Annotated in this window: 18 protein-coding genes and 3 pseudogenes; 14 read left to right on the forward strand and 7 right to left on the reverse strand. The window is 67.8% G+C overall.

Annotated features, from left to right (window positions below; all coding sequences use genetic code 11):
- Positions 1-9: 9 nt before the first annotated feature.
- From ACX9I7_RS12765 to ACX9I7_RS12790, 6 genes are all read left to right on the forward strand, one after another.
- Entirely contained in the window at positions 10-354 is a 345-nt protein-coding gene (locus ACX9I7_RS12765; RefSeq protein WP_459387374.1) for a hypothetical protein, read from the forward strand.
- Between the two features lie 12 nt (positions 355-366).
- Positions 367-1,530 carry a glycosyltransferase gene (locus tag ACX9I7_RS12770; protein ID WP_459387375.1) on the forward strand — a complete coding sequence of 388 codons (1,164 nt, stop codon included), beginning with the start codon at positions 367-369 and terminating at the stop codon, positions 1,528-1,530.
- A 591-nt stretch (positions 1,531-2,121) separates the two neighbouring features.
- Positions 2,122-2,733 (forward strand): response regulator, encoded by a 612-nt coding sequence (locus ACX9I7_RS12775; RefSeq protein ID WP_459387376.1) that lies wholly within the window; start codon positions 2,122-2,124, stop codon positions 2,731-2,733.
- Positions 2,726-3,292, forward strand: coding sequence for a hypothetical protein (locus ACX9I7_RS12780; RefSeq protein WP_459387377.1), 567 nt, complete (start codon positions 2,726-2,728; stop codon positions 3,290-3,292). Before ACX9I7_RS12775 ends, ACX9I7_RS12780 begins: the two co-directional genes overlap by 8 nt.
- 172 nt (positions 3,293-3,464) lie before the next feature.
- Positions 3,465-3,782, forward strand: coding sequence for a hypothetical protein (locus tag ACX9I7_RS12785; protein ID WP_459387378.1), 318 nt, complete (start codon positions 3,465-3,467; stop codon positions 3,780-3,782).
- A gap of 309 nt (positions 3,783-4,091) precedes the next feature.
- On the forward strand, positions 4,092-4,730 hold the full coding sequence (locus ACX9I7_RS12790; protein WP_459387379.1) for a hypothetical protein: 639 nt from the start codon (positions 4,092-4,094) through the stop codon (positions 4,728-4,730).
- Positions 4,731-5,104: 374 nt separating this feature from the next.
- On the opposite strand, the gene ACX9I7_RS12795 is transcribed toward ACX9I7_RS12790, so the two are convergent.
- Entirely contained in the window at positions 5,105-5,269 is a 165-nt protein-coding gene (locus ACX9I7_RS12795) for a hypothetical protein (protein WP_459387380.1), read from the reverse strand.
- Between the two features lie 344 nt (positions 5,270-5,613).
- On the opposite strand from ACX9I7_RS12795, the pseudogene ACX9I7_RS12800 reads away from it, so the two are divergent.
- The 5 genes and pseudogenes from ACX9I7_RS12800 to ACX9I7_RS12820 form a co-directional block, all read left to right on the forward strand.
- Positions 5,614-6,312 (forward strand): annotated as a pseudogene (locus tag ACX9I7_RS12800) (1-deoxy-D-xylulose-5-phosphate synthase N-terminal domain-containing protein); the annotation flags it as partial.
- 179 nt (positions 6,313-6,491) lie between these two features.
- Positions 6,492-7,250, forward strand: coding sequence for a transketolase C-terminal domain-containing protein (locus tag ACX9I7_RS12805; protein WP_459387381.1), 759 nt, complete (start codon positions 6,492-6,494; stop codon positions 7,248-7,250).
- A gap of 7 nt (positions 7,251-7,257) precedes the next feature.
- Positions 7,258-7,440 (forward strand): hypothetical protein, encoded by a 183-nt coding sequence (locus ACX9I7_RS12810; protein WP_459387382.1) that lies wholly within the window; start codon positions 7,258-7,260, stop codon positions 7,438-7,440.
- A gap of 310 nt (positions 7,441-7,750) precedes the next feature.
- Positions 7,751-8,913 (forward strand): annotated as a pseudogene (gene ispG / locus ACX9I7_RS12815) (flavodoxin-dependent (E)-4-hydroxy-3-methylbut-2-enyl-diphosphate synthase).
- Positions 8,913-9,419, forward strand: a complete 507-nt coding sequence (locus ACX9I7_RS12820) for a terpene synthase family protein (RefSeq protein WP_459387431.1) — start codon at positions 8,913-8,915, stop codon at positions 9,417-9,419. The pseudogene ispG and the gene ACX9I7_RS12820 overlap by 1 nt, the downstream one beginning before the upstream one ends.
- Positions 9,420-9,481: 62 nt before the next feature.
- On the opposite strand, the gene ACX9I7_RS12825 is transcribed toward ACX9I7_RS12820, so the two are convergent.
- From ACX9I7_RS12825 to ACX9I7_RS12835, 3 genes are all read right to left on the reverse strand, one after another.
- Complete coding sequence (locus ACX9I7_RS12825) at positions 9,482-10,606, reverse strand: catalase family protein (RefSeq protein WP_387574153.1); 1,125 nt, start codon at positions 10,604-10,606, stop codon at positions 9,482-9,484.
- A gap of 53 nt (positions 10,607-10,659) precedes the next feature.
- Positions 10,660-11,979 (reverse strand): Dyp-type peroxidase, encoded by a 1,320-nt coding sequence (locus ACX9I7_RS12830; protein ID WP_459387383.1) that lies wholly within the window; start codon positions 11,977-11,979, stop codon positions 10,660-10,662.
- A gap of 161 nt (positions 11,980-12,140) precedes the next feature.
- Positions 12,141-12,731, reverse strand: a complete 591-nt coding sequence (locus tag ACX9I7_RS12835) for a hypothetical protein (protein WP_392750864.1) — start codon at positions 12,729-12,731, stop codon at positions 12,141-12,143.
- Between the two features lie 428 nt (positions 12,732-13,159).
- Between ACX9I7_RS12835 and ACX9I7_RS12840 the strand changes: the two genes are divergently transcribed.
- Positions 13,160-13,837 carry a GAP family protein gene (locus ACX9I7_RS12840; protein WP_459387384.1) on the forward strand — a complete coding sequence of 226 codons (678 nt, stop codon included), beginning with the start codon at positions 13,160-13,162 and terminating at the stop codon, positions 13,835-13,837.
- 32 nt (positions 13,838-13,869) lie between these two features.
- Here the strand turns inward: ACX9I7_RS12840 and ACX9I7_RS12845 are convergent, their stop codons facing one another.
- Entirely contained in the window at positions 13,870-14,136 is a 267-nt protein-coding gene (locus tag ACX9I7_RS12845; RefSeq protein ID WP_459387385.1) for a hypothetical protein, read from the reverse strand.
- A 40-nt stretch (positions 14,137-14,176) separates the two neighbouring features.
- Positions 14,177-14,950 (reverse strand): annotated as a pseudogene (locus ACX9I7_RS12850) (IS5 family transposase); the annotation flags it as partial.
- 83 nt (positions 14,951-15,033) lie between these two features.
- Between ACX9I7_RS12850 and ACX9I7_RS12855 the strand changes: the two are divergent.
- Positions 15,034-15,621 carry an alpha/beta hydrolase family protein gene (locus ACX9I7_RS12855; protein ID WP_459387386.1) on the forward strand — a complete coding sequence of 196 codons (588 nt, stop codon included), beginning with the start codon at positions 15,034-15,036 and terminating at the stop codon, positions 15,619-15,621.
- A gap of 136 nt (positions 15,622-15,757) precedes the next feature.
- On the opposite strand, the gene ACX9I7_RS12860 is transcribed toward ACX9I7_RS12855, so the two are convergent.
- Entirely contained in the window at positions 15,758-16,291 is a 534-nt protein-coding gene (locus ACX9I7_RS12860) for a hypothetical protein (RefSeq protein ID WP_459387387.1), read from the reverse strand.
- Positions 16,292-16,504: 213 nt separating this feature from the next.
- Between ACX9I7_RS12860 and ACX9I7_RS12865 the strand changes: the two genes are divergently transcribed.
- Positions 16,505-17,611, forward strand: coding sequence for a type III polyketide synthase (locus tag ACX9I7_RS12865; RefSeq protein ID WP_459387388.1), 1,107 nt, complete (start codon positions 16,505-16,507; stop codon positions 17,609-17,611).
- Positions 17,612-17,955 lie beyond the last annotated feature (344 nt).

The raw sequence follows: 17,955 nt of genomic DNA on the forward strand, positions 1-17,955 counted from the left end.
CTCGGCCGGGTGCACCGTGTACTGCTCGTCGGTATGCCGTTCCGGGCACTGGCAGGCGATGCGTCGGACCAAGGAGCGGGTTGCCACTGGCGCTCGAGTCGTCCTGAAGGAGCCGTTGATTTCTCACGGGATCCGTGGAATCCATGGAAGGCGGGCGATCCGGAGGAGGTACCGATGAGTGGTCACCGGCCTGTGGCGTACGAGCTGGACGAGAGTTATTCGCTGTTCGTCATGGATGGCGGGAAGCATCCGTCCGCCATGGACACGGACGACTTGAAGATCGCCGACAGTGACGCCTTCGGCTTCATGAACCTAATGGGGTCGGCGGATCCTGTTCCGGACGACCTTCCCTGAGCCGGCGCCTCCATGGCTATGACGGCCGCGGCGGCGTGGCCGGTGCTGCTCCAACTGGCCCCGGCGATCGCGTTGGCCGTCCTGGGCCGCCTCGAACGGACCAGCCGTCTCCGGGCCGCCAGGCGGTACCGGCCGGCCCGGCGCGGCCATCGGGAGCCGGTGGCCGTGGTGTGCCCCGTCTACCGGGAGGACCCGGCCCTCTTCGGCCGGGCCCTGCGCTCATGGCTGCGCAACGACGTGGCGGAAATCGTCTGCGTGATCCACGAAAACGACACCGCGTGTGCCGAGGTGGCACGGGCGCATGGCGTACGAGTGATCACCACGGCGGACCGGGACAAGCGCCGGGCGCTGCGAACCGGCTGGCAAGCCGTCACGGCGGGCCTGGTCGCTCTCACGGACTCGGACACGGTCTGGGCCCGCGATCTCGTGCCCACGGTCAGCGCACCGTTCGCGGACCCGACGGTCGGCGGGGTGGCGACCCAGTCGTTCGTCCTGGAACCGGCCACGTTCTGGGAGGAGATCCGCCGCGGCCGAGGGCCGATCGTGGTGATGGCCGCGCAGACCGTCCGGGGACAGGCCCTGGGCTGCCTCCCCGGCCGCACGGCGGTCTACCGGCGCGCTCTGCTGGGCCAAGTCGGCCCCGACCTGGTCTCGCAGTCCTTCCTGGGCGTGCGCTGCGGTCCCGGTGACGACACGCGGCTTTCCGCCCTGGCCCTCCAAGCGGGCTACCGGACGGTCCTGCAGGCCAACGCACACGTCTGGTCCCGCTTCCCGGACACCTTCCCCGGCCTCGTCCGCCAAAGACTGCGCCACCAGCGCAACAGCTGGCGGGAACACCTGAGCGCCCTGACCGGCGGATGGATCTGGCACCACCCCTACCTCGCACGCTGCGTCACCGTCTCCGTGATCCTGCGCCTGGGATTCATCCTCGGCACGGCGTACTACCTCTGGCTGGCCACCTCCGGCCACCTCCTCGCACCGACCGCAGTGGTGACCTACTGGTGCGGCCGGCGCCTCCTGCGCACCAGCCGCCTACTGCACCGCACCGGCCGACGGAGGGCCCTCGCTTTCAAGCTCCTGGCCACCGACGTCCTCTCCCACGCCCTCGACGCCTTCGGGCTCCTCACCATCCGCCGCCAGGGCTGGCTCACCCGCGGCAGCGACCGGACAACGTGAGAACTGGTCGTCCGTTGCCTCAAGCGCTATGCGGCCGGGGTGGAGGGCATCGGTCCGGACACAGCCCGGAATTCCTCCGGACCGCGTTATCGCGATGCGCTTTTGACGGGAAGTCATGTGCTTGCGTTACGTGGGCCTGAGGGGCCGGAAGAGGGTGAGAGTCGGTGTGCTCTCTTCCGCTAAAAGGAAGGCGTTTTTGTCCGGAACGGCCGGATCTCGGCCGGAATCTCCTCGAAGGGTCATGGTTTCCTGGCGCCGGGGTCGCTGGAGGGTGCGGTCGACCGGGTCGGTCGTGATGCCGAAGAGCGCGGAGAGGATCCCGGAGCTCTTTCTTTACCGTGATCACAGGGTGTCCGGTGGGCGATTCGGACGAAACGATTGTTCCCGACCCGCCCGCTGCGGGAAATCCGCAGAAGTGCACAAGATTTCTGCGGGCCGGCCGCAGGAAATTGATTTTTTGACCGTTCGTTGCGAGAAATCCGTCGGTTGACAAGATTGGCCACTACATCGGAAAGTGACTGCATTCAGTAGGGCGGCAAAGCAGCCATGTTTTCCCCGTGCCCGAAAGGCTATGCAGAGGATGGGGGTCCCGTGCGAGTGGTCCTGGCCGAGGATCATCCGACCGTACGAGCTGGAACCCGGGCGTTCCTGGAGCCCGAGGGCTTCATCGTGGTCGGGGAGGCGGCCTGCGAACGCGAGGCGTTGAAGATGGTTTCCGAGCAGCAGCCCGATGTGCTGATGCTGGACATGAAGCTGGAGTCGGGGCTGGCGCTCAAGGCCATCCCCCAATTCCTCGCCGCCGCACCGGGAATGGGAATTCTCGTGCAGAGCTGCTACGAGGACCGTGCCATCATCTGCGAGGCACTGGCCGCAGGCGCCGCGGGCTATCTGCTGAAGAGCAGTCCCGTGTCCGAGCTGATCCTGGCGGTACGGACAGTGGCTGCCGGAGGACGGTACGTACAGCCCTCGCTCGGCGCCGGGCTGGCCCGTGCCCAGGGCCGGGAGCCGGAACTGCAACTGCGGGAGCGGCAGGTCCTGGGCCTGCTCGCCGAGGGACACACCAACCGTGAGGTGGCCGCGCGGCTGACGGTCAGCGTCCGCACGGTGGAGAGCGTCAGGGCCGCTCTGCGCGCCCGGCTGGGCCTGGTCACCAGGGCCGACCTCGTCGCGTACGCCCGGCAGAACCGCTCCGCCGATGTGTAGCGGAACCACCCGGCCGGCCACCGCACCCGCGCAACAGTCGCTCGTCCTGGGCACACTCGGCCGCCTGTGCATCGCGGTGAGCCTGGTCGGCGTCGTGGGCTACGCGGTCAACTTCCTTGCCCATGACCGGATGCCGTCCCGGTCGATCTCGACCCTGAGCGTCGCCCTGGCCACCGGTATCCTCGCGCTGCTGACCTGCGGGCTGCGGCGGGCCCGCCGGCTGCTGATCATGATCTGCTGCGGATCCACGGTCCTGAGCGTGGACCGGTTCGCGCACTCCGCACCGATGGACCACGCGGCCATGGCGTTCCTGCTGGCGGCATCCGTGTACGCCGTCCCGGCCTGGCCCGAGATCCAACAGGCACTTTACGAGACAGGCCACTCGTCGATCGCCATGGACCGCCGAGAGATGCCTTGCGCCCGGCGTCCGAAATACCGCTCTAGCGCTCGCACCTCCGATGGGGTCCACGCCCGCTTTTTGTGCCCCAGTGGCATTCCGTCGTACCGGGCGCCGCTTTCGGCGACGGGCGTCGAAGCCCGTCGAGCAGCCGGGAAGTAAGCTTATACGCTTTTTCAGATCATCCTGCGCCTTCACATGCGATGTCTTGATATGCCCTTTCTCTGGGCTGGATCTCCTGATTTATTAGGGTGTGACTACGACAGAGCGGGGAAGGAAAATGGCACCTGAATCAGGGCGAGGCGAAAAGGGGCCGAAGGGGGAGGCCGGGGCTGTGGGACCCGTCGACCCCCAGGGCATCAGGGGGGAGCAGGAGCCGCCTGGGCCGGTTCGTGCGGCCTACGGATATGTCGATGGATTCAAAAAAGTGAGCGGGTATGGCTTCACCGTGGAGCGCCACGGTGACGGTCAAGCCGTACACTACGTCCTCACTTTCGACGACAAACCCCAGGCGGTCACCGTCACCCCGGCCACGAACTGGGGGTTGAGTGCGGGCGTCGATCCCCGGACGGATAAAGAGTTCCATGCTTTTATCGTTGACTGGAACGGGAAAGCCGCTACATGCGCCTTCTTCGTCATCGCCATCATTTAGCGGTATTCGCTGAATTTTGATGGCGTATTCCGGGGGCCTTCTCCCGTTCTTGTGTCGACCCGATGCTGCGCAGAGGCGGTGTAATGGGTCCGGGTGTGCAGGTATTTCACGCGCGCTGTCGGCGAGCTTGCGCCGCACCTTGGCCATGACGTCCTCGGTCGGCCAGTCCACCGCAGCAGATCCCGCGGGGTCGAGCTGCAACAGGACGCGGTGACGGTAACGCTGGACGATCCTGCGGACAGCCGTCATGTCGTCCAAACAGTCAGGCGCTCAGGCGCCAGTTCAGGTAGCCGATCCGAGGAGCAGAAGATGAACGACCGTTCAGCAGCGCCGGTCAGTGCCCCCGAGTATGGAGACAACCACCATCACGCTTGGGCGAAGCTTCCCGAAGGCGAGTACCTGACGGAAATGCGGACCACCTGGGTCGTCCCCAGCATCCCGAAGGACGTGAGCAACCCCCACGTCTTTATCTATCTCTGGCCCGGAGCTGGTTCTGTTCTTCAGCCCGTGCTCGCCTTCCACGCTGGATACCCCAAGTGGTATCTGCACACGTACGCCATCCACGGAGGCGAGAGCGTCAAGGGTGAAGACTACGACGTCGAGGTCGGTGTCACGGTTGTTGGTGTGATCAAGCTCAAGGAGATCACGCCGGACGGAAAATACACGTACCGAGTGTTCTTCGAACGCGAAGACGGCACGGAGTACCCGCCCGAGACGGCCTGTGAGCAGACGTGGCCCGAACCAGAGTCCGGGATTTGCCAGTACATCGAGGCATTCGGCGATCCCCATGGGGACCAGTACCCAGCCGAGGAGTACCTCAAGATGTGCAACATCAAGGTCACTTCGAACAAGGGCCCTGTTCCGGCCCGGTCGATCGTCTGGGACCTCTCCAGTAGCCCACAGGCCAAGATCGTAGATGGCGATCTCTGGCTTCCGTACCGGGCCTAACCGATTCACCAGAAATCCCGTGGGTAGCCGACGCCACCCGCCGCAGATCCCCAGGCCCAGCCATACGCGGACCACGGGGAAGGCAACTCAACAGCTCCGCCTCAATATCCAGGGCGGCCCCTCGGCCGCCCTGCCCGCCTGCCATCACGAGGCAGACCGACTGGCAAGGTCCGCCGCCGGCTCCGTTCGCGCACGCCGCGTGGAAGAATGCCCAAATGACGGAGCAAAACGGCGCAATGTCAACGGAGGGTGTAGCCGCCGCACGCCAGGCGTTCGGGCCAGGGCGATGCCTGATCATGATGGGCCCGAGCGGCTCCGGCAAGTCGACCAAAGCCGCGCGGTTCGCTGCCGAGGTCTGTCTTGAGCGCCAGCAGCTACGGGCGCGCCGTGTGCCGCCTGCCGATGTGGCGCGTCAGCACGCGGCCATCGCTGCGGCGCTGCCCACCCTGCTCGACGAAGGCCACGCAGCCGTGGTCCGTTTCGGCCGGCGAAGAAGCGGAGATCTGAACCACGACCTGATCGAGGAAGTCGTCGTCCACCGGACAGCACAGGTGACCCTGACCCCACCCGGCGCAGCGGCGCATCAGCTGGCGAGGTCCACCGTTGTTGCCTCGACCAGGTCCATAAGGACCTCGACGATCCCGTCTTCGCCGTGCAGGGCAGCTTCCGGCGCCCACATGTCCATGAGCCCGGGGCGATGCCCTCGTGGGCCTTGCATCCGACGACCGTCTGCGTCGACACGATGTGGTGCGCGCCGCGGACCTTCGGCTGGCCGTAGTGCCAGGTGGCGCGTCCGTTCGGGGCCCAGGTGAGCTCGTAGACGCCGGGTTCCCGGCGTCTGCGTGACCTCACGCACGACGACCTGTCGGCGCTGGCCGCTGAGATCCGTGCGCTCCTGATCGGCACGGTGTGCGCGACGGGCGGCCATCTGGGCCCGAATCTCGGTGTGGTGGAGCTGACGATCGCCCTGCACCGGGTGTTCGCCTCTCCCCGGGACACGCTGCTGTTCGACATCGGACACCAGGGATACGTCCACAAGCTCCTGACCGGCCGCGCAAAGGGCTTCGACCGGCTGCGCCAGGCCGGCGGCCCGTCCGGGTACCTGTCCCGGGCGGAGTCACCGCATGACGTGATCGAGAACTCCCATGCCTCGACCGTTCTGTCGTATGCCGATGGCGCGGTCAAAGCCCGCCGCCTGGCGGGAGAGCACGACCGGGCGGTGGTCGCCGTCCTTGGAGATGGGGCCCTCACCGGGGGAATGTGCTGGGAAGCCCTGAACAACCTCGGCGCCGCCCCAAACCGTCCGGTCATCATCGTCCTCAACGACAACATGCGCTCCTACGCTCCCACCGTCGGCGCGCTCGCCGATCACCTCCAGTACCTGCGCGCCACTGCACCCGACGACCTCGACCAGCTGCTCAAGACGGAGAAGCGCGCTCCTCAGGGGACTGGAGTCACGCAGGGCAGGGGCGACGCGGGAGAAGCCGTGCTGTCGGGTCCGTTGCCCGTGACCCGGAACCTCTTTCGTCTCCTGGGATTCGCCTACGTCGGTCCCGTCGACGGCCATGATCTGCCGTCCCTGAAGGAAGCTTTGACGACGGCGCGGGGCCTGGGCTGTCCGGTGGTGGTGCATGCGGTCACGGTCAAGGGCCACGGCTACGCTCCCGCGGAGGCGGACGCGGTTGCATGCACACCGTTGGAACCCTCGACCCCGCGACCGGCCGCCCCGGAACGGTCAGCAGCGCCCCTCCGTGGACAAGCGTGTTCGCCGAGGAACTGTGCATGCTGGGGGAGCGGCACGAGGAGATCGTGGCTATCACGGCGGCGATGCCCGGCCCGACGGGTCTGGCCCGCTTCGGCGAACGCTTCCCCGCCCGGTTCTTCGACGTGGGGATCGCCGAGCAGCATGCGGTCACTTCCGCAGCGAGCCTGGCGCTGGGTGGTATGCATCCGGTGGTCGCGGTCTACGCGACCTTCCTGGGGCGGGCGTTCGGCCAAGTGCTGATGGATGTGGCGCTGCACCGGCTGCCGGTCACCTTCGTCCTGGACCGTGCCGGGATCACCGGTCCTGACGGGCCGTCACATCACGGGATGTGGGATCTGTCTCTCCTCGGCGCGGTGCCGGGGATGCGGGTGGCCGTCCCCCGCGATGCCGCCCGCCTGCGCGAACTCCTGGCCGAAGCCATCACCCACACCACCGGACCGACCGCGCTGCGTTTCGCCAAGGCCGCCCTCGCCGACGACATCCCCGCCTACAAGCGGCTGGGGCCGGTTGAGGTCCTGCACCAGTGCCGGGCGCGGGATGTGCTGCTGGTGGCGGTGGGGCCGTTGGCAGGACCGGCGGTGGAGGCCGCCCGCTGCCTGGAAGGCCAGGGCATCGGAATGACGGTGGCCGATCCGCGCCGGGCCCTGCCCGTACCTCCCGAGCTCGTGGAACTCGCCATTGCGCACCGGCTGGTGGTGACGGCGGAGGACAACACCCGCGCCGGCGGAGGACAACACCCGCGCCGGCGGAGTTGACACCGCCGTGGCCCGCGCAGTGGCCGACACCGGATCCCGTAGGCCGGTACAGATACTCGGCCTGCCAGGCCGGTTCCTTGCCCACGGCACCCGCGGCGACATCCTGGCCGCCGCCGGGCTCACCGCCCAGGGCATCGCCTGCTCCGTCCTCCGGGCCCGGGCCGACCGCCCCGACGGCGGGGACCGGTGATGTCCGCCCGGTTCGCCGTGCCGGCCGGTTGGGCGGTCGGGCGGCGCGGTCCCGGCTGTGTTCACGAGGCTGGGCTGCGTACCTGTGGTCGTCGGGGAAAGCCGTGGCCGCCTTCCTTGCCGGTGCCGTCCCTTCATTGCCGTCCCCTTCACCGTCATCACCAGTGCCATCGCACGGACGCTCAACCGCCACGCCCCCGTACGGACACCCGAGCCCGCCACCACACCCGCACACCACACCACCCCGAGATCCCCCACCCCTGCCCGGGGCCCGGTTCCGAGCCCCGTATCCCCAGCGAAGGGCGCCTGAGATGCCTGTCATCGGCCTCGGCCTTCCCACCCCAGCCCCCACCCCTCCGGTGCGCCGTCGCAGTCGGCGAATCCTTGTCGGTGATGTCCCAGTCGGCGGCGGCGCACCGGTCTCCGTCCAGACCATGACCACCACCCTCACCGCCGACGTGGACGCCACACTGCGGCAGATCGCCGAAATCACCGCTGCGGGATGCGACATCGTCCGCGTCGCCGTGCCTTCCCAGGACGACGCCGACGCCCTCCCCGCGATCGTGGAGAAAACCAGACTGCCCGTGATCGCGGACATCCACTTCCAGCCCCGGTATGTCTTCCAAGCCGTCGACGCAGACTGTGCAGCCGTCCGCGTCAACCCTGGCAACATCAAACGATTCGACGACAAGGTCGCCGGGATCGCCGAGGCAGCCTCCGCGGCCGGGATCCCTCTCCGGATCGGGGTCAACGCCGGCTCCCTCGATCCACGCCTGCTCGCCAAACACGGAGCAGTCACCCCCGAAGCCCTGGTCGAGTCCGTACTGTGGGAGCCTCCCTCTTCGAGGAACACGGCTTCCGGGACTTCAAGATCGCGGTCAAGCACCACGATCCGATGACGGTCGTCGCAGCCAACCGACTGCTGGCCGAACGCTGTGAATACCCCCTGCACCTGGGCGTCACCGAAGCCGGACCGGCCTTCCAGGGAACCATCAAATCCGCCGTCGCCTTCGGGATCTTCCTCACCGAGGGGATCGGCGACACCATTCGCGTCTCCCTCTCCGCCCCGCCGACCGAACAGGTCAACGCCGGTTGCCACATCCTGCAATCCCTCGGCCTGCGCCCCCGTAAACTCGAGATCGTCTCCTGCCCCGGCTGCGGCCGCCTGCAAGTCGACATCCACCGTCTCGCAGCCCAGGTGGAGACCGCCTTCGACGGCTTTCCCCACCCCCTGCGCATCGCCGTCATGGGCTGCGTCGTCAATGGCCCGGGTGAATCCCGCGAAGCCGATCTGGATGCTGACCGCGATGACCATCGACGAATGGTTCACCCGAACCGGCCTCAAGGACGACCCGGAAGCCGTCCGCCGGAATGTCACAAGCCCTCGTGCCGGCGGCTGAGGGACACCGTCCCACGCAGCGGCACTCAGGCCCGTTCATGCTCTGGGAATCCATCGAGCAGGAGAAACCCGTGATGCCCGCACGCTGGCTCCAGCGTCTACGCACCCACTGGCTCGTTGCCCTGAGCGAAACTGACGCCGTGGCCCAGCCGACCGCCACGGGGAATCTGCCCGCATGGGACGACTACCTCAGCTTTCGCCGGTCGAACCTGTACATCTTCCAAGTCACCATGCACTGCGAGATGTCCGTCGGCATCGACATGACCGGCCTGCTGATCCGCCACCCCGAACTGCAAGATCTGGAACTGCTCGTCGCCGACTACGTCGTTTTCCACAACGATCTGTACTCGCTGCCCAAAGAGGCCAGGAACGGAAACGCCGCCAACGCGTTCTGGATCCTCCGGCGGGACGGTGCCTCCGTGCAAGAGGCTGTCGACACCCTCGCTCACTTCACCCTCCGGTACTTCGGAACGCAACATGACGGAACACCCGTCCGCGCGGGAACGATGACGATCACCGAAGCCGGCGGTACGTTCACACCGGTCAGCATCTCTCATACCCCGCCTCCTTGCAGCGCCTAACTGGCCTGTCTACGTGATGCGTGCCAGGCCGGTGGTCAAGCTGTTGGAGACAGCGGGCCGGGTCAAGCGCCAAGTACTTCGTCGGCGCTTCGGGGCTCTGTGCGCGGCTGTTGGTTGAGCTTGTGACGCGCGATGGAAGACCGCCGGTAGACCTCTTTGCGGGCCCGCATGATGTTGCCCAGGGGGGCGTGTTCGGCGGTGACCCGCCAGGGTGTGAAGGAGAGTGCGTCCATCTTCTCCAGGTTCTCCGGGCCGGAGATGTCCTGCTGTGGCAGCCGCAGCTTGGCCACGGTGACGGGTGGCGAGAGCTGCTCGGGCCACTCCACGGTGGTGTCCTCCACCGGCATGCGCTCCAGGTCGGTGCAGAGCTGGACCTGGATGTCGAACGCGTAGGGCCGCTCGTGCAACTCGGCTTGCAGGGCCGGTCGGAAGACCTCCTGGGCGGAAGCCGGGTCGATGGTGCGCCGGACCACTGCGGCGGCACTGGACGGGTCGGGGGTGATGCGCACCTTGGCGATGTAGTCCCCGTGCCGGACCGCGCCCATCGTCCAGTAGCTCGACAGCAGCAGGTTCGCCGGAGGGATCTTCGACAGGCGGAGGAAGGCCAGGAACTCGTCCCATGCCCAGTCGTCCTGGTCCAGGGTTCCCTTCCCGGTCACGAAATCGGTGTAGAAGCGATGTGCGCCGGGTCGGCCCTGGGAGAAGTAGGCCGGTGCGTCCAGGAACAGTTCCTGGATGAACAGGTAGTGCTCGACTGTGTTGCAGAAGAAGACCGGTCCGTTGATGTTGGCGTAGTCGAAGGTGCCTGTGTCCGGTTCGTCTTCCAGCAGGGTTGGGCCGGGGATGTCGAAGATCTTCAGTGCCAGTCCGGTGGCGGCGCCCAGGCGTGCGTCGGCTCCGGCATGGGGCGAGCCGTTGGAGAAACGGATGAGCGCGTCGTGGGTTCCCGGGGTCGCGTAGATTCCTTGGGCGTACTCGGCGGGGAGTCCGGACAGGATCTCCACTTCCCCGCGGACCAGCCCGTAGCCCTTGGCATGAGCGTCGCGGAGGGCTCGTCCGGTGCCGCCGGCCGTGACCGACTCGGCGATGTAGCTCTCGGTCTTTTCGATCACCGTTTGAACGTTGCGGTCGAAGTCCGGGTCGTCGTCTTCGACGTCAGGCGTGTAGCGGACGAACTGTGCTGCCATGACCTTCGACCTCTCCTCGGAGAGCGTGATCGGACCTCAGGGGGGAATCGCTGTCAGTCCTCAAGTTCGGCGAGCCAGCGCAGGGCGCGCAGTCCTGGCACGAAGCAGTACTCGCCGCCGCGGGTGACCACGAAGCTGGGCAGGTTCTGAAGGCGGCGGCGGACCGGCTTCTCCGGGATGGTGACACTGCCGGTTCCGCCGTGATGCCCGGCCACCGGGTCCTTCTCGCCGGGATAGCCGATGAAGTTGCCGTCGTTGACCCACTCGGCCTTGACGAACTCGAACTGCCGCTCCAGGTGGGCTCCGATGAAGACTCCGATCAGGCCGCGCTCGGCGCCGTCGTCCTCCAGCACGCCCTCGGGCAGAGGCGGGCCGTAGGTCGTGCCACGGCGGATCAGGCGGTGCATCCGCGCGTCGCCGATGATGGTGGCATCGCGGGGGTTGGTGCGCCGGATGTGCGCACCGGCGGGGCACCGGTACCCCCGGTCGTCGTTCTCCCGGTACAGGAAGTTGTTGACGCGGTGCGGATCGGCCGCCAGCTCCGGATCATCGTGCTCCGGAGCCAGTGTCAGCGGGGCGCCGCTCGGCCAGCGCCCGACCATCTTGGCCGCCAGGAGCGCCTCCGCCTCGGCACTGGAGGAGTTCGCGCGCAGGTACCGGCGCCAGGCCGCCACGTTGGTGTGGATCTTGCGGACGGCCGCGTAGGTCCCGTTGCGTCCCAGCACATCGGGTTGGGGCATGGGCGGCAGATTGCCGGTCTCGTCGGGGTAGCCGAGGATGAACTCGCCGGCCTTGATGGGGGCTTCCTGCGGGTTGGAGCCGGGCAGCCCGACGCCCTCGATGTTCGGATGGCTGATGCCGTCACGGAAGCCGAAGGTGGTACGCCCGGTCGGGAGCTGGCGGACGTCCTGCTGCCAGATCACCTGGACACCGGGCGTGTCCTCGTAGGCGACACGGGCCCGCTCCAGCTCCTTGTCCAGCTGCGCCGTATCGGAGGAGAGGGCGCTCAACGCGATGTGGACATCGCCCGTGCCGAACGGTGCCTCCCAGCGGGCCGGCGCACTCTCGCCCACGTCGCCGATCAGCTCCGCCCGAGCGGCCATGCCCTCACGAAACGCCCGCGGAAAGCTGTCCAGCGACTCCTGGGGGACCCCCAGAGCCCTCAGCCCCTCATAGGTGAACGCCACCGCGACCCAGGCATCCTGGCTCGGGTCCACGTCGGGCAGACCACCCGCCGTCACCGGAAGCAGCCGCCGCAGCAGGGCGCGCCCGGCGTGGCGGTCGTCGACGCGCAGGAAGACGAACTTTCCCTCGTAGGGCACGGGCCGTGGACGCAGCGCCCCGCTCTGGACGTCATCGATCTCAACGCCCATGTCGGCTGCGCCGCTGCTTGCCCTTGCCACCGTGTTCATGATCGCCTGTGCCTCCATATCGGCCTTATCGGCCTCTGCCTGGGCAGACCCGCAGCGGCCGACCCGCGCCCGGCACGGTCCACCGATCTTGGGTCGTTCTGAGGGTTGGTTGTGTCCGACTGCTAGGCCGAGGCTTCCTCCAGCAGCTTCTGGAAGGCAGGTGTGGCCACCAGCTCCGCGTTGGCCGGGTTGTCCAGCATCGCCCGGAACTCGGGGGTGTCCAGCACCTCCTGGAACGCGTCGTCCACGCGTTGGTCCTTCCAGATCTGTTGAACGGTCAGATCGGGATAGGAGCTGACGAAGGCTTCTGCGGGGGCTTGGTGGGCGACAAACCAGTCCTTCACCCCTGGGTCGGCGACGCCGGGGAACCCAACGCTGTGCGAGAAGATCTTGTCGAAGTTCGCCCCGACGACCGTCTGGGCGAAGTCGTCGATGTAGGTGTCCCAGGAGCCGTCGAAGACGCTGGCGAACATGAACCGGGTGTCATTGTCGAAGATCACGTGCCGTGCGTCATGCAGGGTGCCGATCTGGCGCAGCGCCGCACGGGAGTCCTTGTCGGACGACCCGCTGGAGAGCGCGGCGAGATCCTTACGCAACGCATCAGCATGGCCCGGCTTGATCTCCGTATAGACGGTGAACTCGCTACAAACCCCATCCGACCTGCCCGGACGCTCGGGGTGGGCCGATTGGGTTGCACCTGTCGTCGCATTCATCGTGCCGTCCTCCTGCCAGGGCTCGGTCCGGGGGTCGCCAAGCGCCCAGACATGAGGCGCCATCGCCCTCACCAATCAATCCTCACCACGGTCGCACCGCCGCGCATCCCGGGCCCCGGCCGTCGCGGTCGCCCAAGGCGGATCCCCGGGGAGCTCCGACACTGCGGGGGCCGGCCCGAGTCCCCGTCCCGAGAGGCTCCCGAGGACAGATCCGGCCAAGGGCAGGAAAATGGAACGGGTGGGACGTACCGAGTATGTCGTCGTCACCGTTCCCGGGCAGCCGCTTGCCCACGGCCGTGGAGACGCCGGGGAGACAGTGGCGCGTCCGATCGCACACCGACCCGTTGCGCCGACGAGGCGATCGGGGCCCCTCTCGCGCCTTGCCCTGCTCGACCGGATCGCCACCCTGACCTCATGCGGAGGTAACCATGGGCGCAGTTCTCGGTGACGTACTGGGCTTCGCCGCCGCTGTCGCGGTCAGTCCGCTCCCCATCATCGCCGTCATCCTCATACTCGCCACGCCCCGAGGGCGTCTCAACGGGGTCCTCTTCACCGTCGGCTGGATCCTGGGACTCTCGGTGCTGGGCGCGGTGATGCTGGCGATCGCTTCCCCGGCAGGTGCCTCCACCCGCAACCACCCGGCCACCTGGGTGGGAGCCCTCAAGCTCGCCCTGGGCCTGTTCCTCGTCCTCTTCGGCACCCGGCAATGGCACCGGCGCCCAAGGGATCCCTCACAAGCCAAGCTGCCGAAGTGGATGAGCGCGATCGACCGCCTCACGCCGGTCAAGGTCTTCGCACTCGGACTGGCCCTGGCCGCGCTCAACGCCAAGAACGCCCCGCTGACCATCGCCGCAGGCACCGCGATCGGCTCGGCCGGCCTGCCGGTGGGACAGCAGATCGCATCTCTGGCGATCTTCGTCCTGGTCGCCACCCTCGGCCTGCTGGCCCCACTGGGGGTCTTCCTGCTCGGAGGAGAGCGGGCCAGGGCCACGCTCGGCAACTGGAAAGACTGGGCAGCGCAGCACAACGTCGCCGTGATGGCGGTCCTGTTCTTCGTCCTCGGGCTGAAGCTGCTCGGGGACGGTATCTCCGCCCTTACCTCCTGACAGGCTTACCAACGCGTGCCGGTGCGGTCTGATCACAACCAGCCGTCAACAGATACGACAACAGCCGAACGCGCACGGAACACCCACTCAGGATATCCGGGCGGCAACGGCTCAGGCGGCTCCGTACCGTCCTCGGCGGCCAGTTCCAGGATGGTCTCGCGTGTGATCTCCAACCGCTCCAAGGCCTGTTCGGCAGTGACGAGTTGCTGGCTGAGTTCGGTGATGCGCTCACGCAGGCGGTCGGCGGTCTCGTGCACCAGTTTCTGCCGGGTCTCGATCTTGTCCAGGAGGCGCTTCATCAGGGCTCCGGGTCGGTGGGGGCAGGTGCCAAGGGGGCGGGTCGCGCCAGGTCGGGGTGACGGCGCGGGTCAGGCGGCGGAGCATGACGTCACTCATGGACCAGTGGGCCCAGGCCACCGAGCTGGCGGGCTTCGTCTCGTAGTCACGCACGAGACGTCTGTGCAGCATGAGGGTGCCGGGTGTCTGCTCGACAACCCACCGCTTGGGCTGCGGAGTGAACCCGCGCGCTCCGGACTCGCGCTGGACGATCTCCACATCGATGCCGAGACCGGCACCGTGCGCGACGACAGATTCCTTGAACCCGGCGTCCATCCACGCCTTCTTCACAGTGCGCGCACTCGCGGAGATCTTGTCGAGCAGGGCGATGCCGATCACGTTGTCATGCACGCTCGGCGCCACCACAACCACGGCGATGACCAGGCCAGTCACATCAGTGGCTATCCCTCTCTTCCGGCCCGGGCTCCTCTTGCCCGGATCGAGCCCGGTCGTCTCCTTCGGCGCGTTCGTCGAGGCGCGCACTGTCCGGGAGTCCATCACGATCGCGGTGGGGTCCTCGCTCCGCCGACGCATCTCCCGGGCCTGGCAGCGCAGCAGCTCGTGGACGGTTTCGGCGGTTCCGTCGTCGCGCCACAGGCCGAAGTAGTAGTACACCGCGCTCGTGGGCGGCAGGTCGTGGGGCAGGTAGCGCCACTGGCAGCCGGTCCGGGCCTGGTACAGCAGCGCGTTGACGATCTCCCGCATCGCGTACTGGCCCTCGTGCCTGCTGACCGAGGGATGCCTCGCCTTCCACGCGGTAATCACCGGCCGGACCAGCTCTCATCCGTCGTCGGACAGGTCACTTGGGTATGGCTCGCGCCCGTCCACACCCATGAGGGCACACCGTATCCGCAGCCCACGTGAAGCCCAGATACTGGACAACCTGCCCACAGGCACTACGACCGCGCCGAGCACTCGCAGAACACCCACTCATATCCACGGGCACGAAGAAGGTGGACATCGTCGGTCACTCCCCAAGCGGCGGCCCCCTGCCCCGCTTCTCCATGGAGTTCATGAACGGCGCCTCCAAGGTCGACAAGCTCATCGGCCTGGCCCCGGACAACCACGGCGCGACCGCCTCCGGGCTGGGCACCCTCGCGCGCAAGGTCCCCGGCGTGAGCAAGGCGCTGTCCCTCTCCGTTCCCGGCCTGGAGGACCAGATCGTCGGCTCCGAGTTCCTGAAGAGGCTGAACTCCAAGCCCGACACCGTGCCCGGAGTGAAGTACACGGTCATCTCGACCAAGTACGACGAGATCGCCACGCCCTACAAATCGCGACAGCTCTCGGGCCCGAACGTGCGCAACGTCGTGATCCAGGACCTGTGCAGGCTCGACGTCTCCGAGCACATCGCGCTGGGCCTGGTCGACCGCATCGCCTTCCACGAGGTGGCCAACGCGCTCGACCCGGCGCACGCGACCCCCACCACCTGCGCCTCCGCGCTCAGCTGACCCGCCCCCAACCCCCTGTACCGGCCCGGCCGCTCTTCCCCTGGCGGCCGGGCCCCTTGCCCCGCTGACGGACGGGGTTGAGGCGCTGGAGGCCAGGCCGAACAGTACCTGTCCGCTGGTGACGTGGGGCGCGTCCCTACGGGTGGATGCTCAGCCGGGTCAGTGCCGTGGTGTGTCGGATGCCCTCACCGATTACGCAGTCGGTCGGAAGGCTGCCCGGCACTGTCTGGATGGTCTTCTCGGCAGCCGCCCCTTTGCCGCGGCCGCCGACGACTGTTCCCTTGAGCAGGGCGGTGTTGATACCCGCCACGCGCACAGAGGGCCCGGCCTGGTAGGCGACGACCGTAGTGGCACCGTCCGCGTAGTGCAGGATCTCCTGGGACCGGTTCCAGGAGAAGAGCAGGCAGCTTCCTCCGGTCTCCCCCTCGGTGTGGTACGCGGCCGTGATGCCGTGCCCTGAGGCGTCCGTGCAGTGGTACGTCCCATCGACGGTGACCTTGGAGGATCCGGCGGAGGACAGGCCGAGCCCCGGTCCGTAGGTGATGTTCTCCTGGCCCGTGCAGTCCATGGCGGTATGGTCGTGTGCCTGCGCCGCGGGTACCCCGGCGACGGTGGCCGCGAGCAGGACGAGGGAGGACAAGGTGACTCCTGCGCCGCGCTTGCCGATCACGATGAGTCCTTTCGTAGCCCGAACACGGTGTGGACAGCTCCACTTGGCTACCCACTGACATCTCGGATCGCACCGCCTTCCTGGACGGTCAGGAGCATCATGGCGTCCCCGCACCCCGGTGTGCGCCCTGCGCCTCACCGCACGCCCTACCCGGGGCATTGCGGCGGCGTCACCGTGAACCATCACGGGACCCACGCGCAAAAGGAGTTACCGATGAGCGACGCGCGTCCGGCAGCACCCAGGGTGGCCTCCGTGGCGATGGCCGCACCTCCGCACCGGCATCGGCAGCAGGAGATCGCAGCCGTGTTCGCCGAGGCGTTTCTCGGCGCCGACGCCGCCGCGCGCCGGAAGTTCACCGGACTCGCGGCCCGTTCCGGCATCGAGTACCGCAACCTCTCCCTGCCGTTGGCCGAATACCGTGAGCCCCGTGACTTCACCGAGTACAACCGGACGTGGGCGGCGATGGCCCGTCAAGTCGGCCAGCAGGCCCTGACCCGCGCCCTTCAGGCGGCGGAGATCTCACCCGACGAGGTCGGGGCCATCGTCACGACCACCACCACCGGGGCCTCGGTCGCGTCCTTCGACGCCGGCCTCGTTCAGCGAGTGGGCCTGGATCGGCATGTGGTCCGGATGCCACTGTTCGGCCTCGGCTGTGCGGGGGGCGCCGCCGGACTGGCGCGGGTGCATGACTATCTGCGCGGCCATCCGGACCAGGTGGCCGTCCTGGTCTCCGTCGAGCTGTGCTCGCTGAATTTCCAGTGCGCCGACACCTCGGTGGAAAATCTGGTGGCAACCGGCCTGTTCGGCGATGCCGGGGCGGCCGTCGTGGTTCTCGGCGCCCACCGGGCGCGGCGGGCTGTCGGTCCGGAGCTGATCGCGGCCCGCAGCTGCCTGCACCCGGGCACCGAACACCTGATGGGCATGCACCTGGGGACCGACGGGTTCGCAGTGTTCCTGGCCCCGGACGTCCCGGACGCCGTCGAGAAGCACCTGCCCGGCGAGGTGCACGGCTTTCTGGCCCAACACCGGCTGACCACGGCGGACATCACCTCCTGGATCTGCCACCCCGGCGGCCCGAAGGTCCTCGAGGCCCTGGACCGTTCCCTCTGCCTGCCTCCCGGTGCGCTCGCCCACAGCCGGACCTCGCTGGCCCAGCGCGGCAACATCTCGTCCGCCTCCGTACTGGACGTGCTGCACCGGACCTTGGCCGATGCCGGCGGCCCGCCCGCCCCCGGATCGCACGGCCTGCTGCTCGCCCTCGGCCCGGGACTCACCACCGAACTGGTGCTGCTCAACTGGCCGGCTGGCAGGCCTCGATAAGGACCGCACGATCCGCGTCCACCTGCACAGGCGTGGCATCCGGCGTCCGATCCGGGAGAAGTAGGGCCAGGCGGGCCACGAGTGGCCGTGCCCGGCGCCTCCCCAGTCGTGGGGGAGCGGCGTCAGCGGTGGCCCAGCACGTTGACCACGCGGCCATCGCGCCCGCTCCCGTCACCACCCCGCGCTGCTCCTTCCCCGGCCGTCCCGATGGGCGGGGCTGCTGCTCTGCCTGCTCGCGCATGCGCCAACCCCCATGAACTGGAAAAGCCTTCCGGAATACGCCGGAGACCTGCTTTCTGCCAGCGGCGGAACAGCGGCCCGACCGGGCTCGACGATCACTACAG

Source organism: Streptomyces sp. L500 (assembly GCF_054551825.1).